Annotated in this window: 1 protein-coding gene; it reads left to right on the top strand. The window is 40.8% G+C overall.

All coding sequences use genetic code 11. The annotated features are described in order from the left end of the window. Positions 1-41: 41 nt before the first annotated feature. Positions 42-1,270 (top strand): IS3 family transposase gene (locus tag NO989_RS21775; protein ID WP_371343195.1). Its coding sequence is split into 2 segments (ribosomal slippage): positions 42-393 and positions 393-1,270, totalling 1,230 coding nucleotides; the frame shifts between segments, so codons are not numbered across the junction. Positions 1,271-1,299: the final 29 nt, after the last annotated feature.

Here is a 1,299-nt window from a genome sequence, read left to right as displayed (position 1 = left end):
TGTCCCGTCCTAAAATACGTTGACATAAAGAGGATTTCTTTATGACAACTTCAAGTAATCAAAGACCTAAGCGCACACAGCGTGATTACACATTAGCTTTTAAATTGGGTGTGGTTGAGCGTGTAGAAAAAGGCGAATTCACTTATAAACAGGCACAAGCTCACTTCGGAATACAAGGAAGGTCGACGGTATTAGTTTGGCTCAGAAAACATGGTAGACTCGACTGGTCGAAACCATTTCAGCATCCACTTATGCCAAGTTCAAAAGAAACACCAGCCGAAAAAATAAAACGCCTCGAGAGAGAATTAGCTGACGAAAAGCTCCGTAATAAAATCCTTAATGGAATGGTAGATATTATGGATAACGAGTATGGAGCGGGTCTCAGAAAAAAGTACTTATCCGGTACGTCTGGCAAGCCAAAAAAAGAAAAGAAATAAATTTGGCGGCAGCATGCCGGGTTGTGGGAATATCGAGACAGTCGGTTTACCAGGCTGTTTCTCGCATGGAATGTAGAAGAGCAGAGCTATCGATAATTAAAGATTGGGTACTTTATTGGCGCAAGTATATGCCGCAAATAGGGACGCGTAAGCTCTATAAACTTTTAAAACCAAAGTTGGTTGAGCATGGGATTAAACTAGGTCGAGATGGCTTTTTTACTTACTTAAGGAGCGAGGGACTACTCGTTAAGCCAAAGAAAAGCTTTACCAAAACTACATTCAGTAAACATTGGATGAAAAAGCATCCAAATTTACTTAAGGAAGAAGGTCTGCATAATGCAGAGCATGTGCTTGTTAGTGATATCACCTATCTCGAATCCGACCAAGGTGTACACTATCTATCCTTAGTAACGGACTCTAGCACGCGTAAAATTGTAGGGCACCACTTGAGCTTGGATATGAAGGCTGAAAATGTAGTCAAAGCATTGAAGATGGCAGTCAAAGATAAACGATATGCAGGTAACAGTGTTCACCACTCAGACAGAGGGCTACAATACTGTTCAGCTATCTACCAGAATGAGTTGAATGCGAATGGGATCCAGCCGTCAATGACAGATGGTTACGACTGTTATCAAAATGCATTAGCAGAACGAATAAACGGTATACTTAAGCAAGAGTTCTTACTCTACCGATGTAAAACAATCGAAGAGTTGAAAATACTCGTTACCGAATCAATCAATATTTACAATGAAATGAGACCGCACTTAGCATTAGATATGGAAACGCCTAACGCAGTGCATAATAGAAAAGGCCAGCTTCGAGAGCTGGCCTAATAACTGTCAACCTATATTAGGACGACACA

It is taken from the genome of Alteromonas sp. DY56-G5 (assembly GCF_041414725.1).
Lineage (GTDB): Bacteria > Pseudomonadota > Gammaproteobacteria > Enterobacterales > Alteromonadaceae > Alteromonas > Alteromonas macleodii.
The sequence above is the reverse complement of the archived record's forward strand: the minus strand, read 5'-3'. Positions and strand labels throughout refer to the sequence as shown.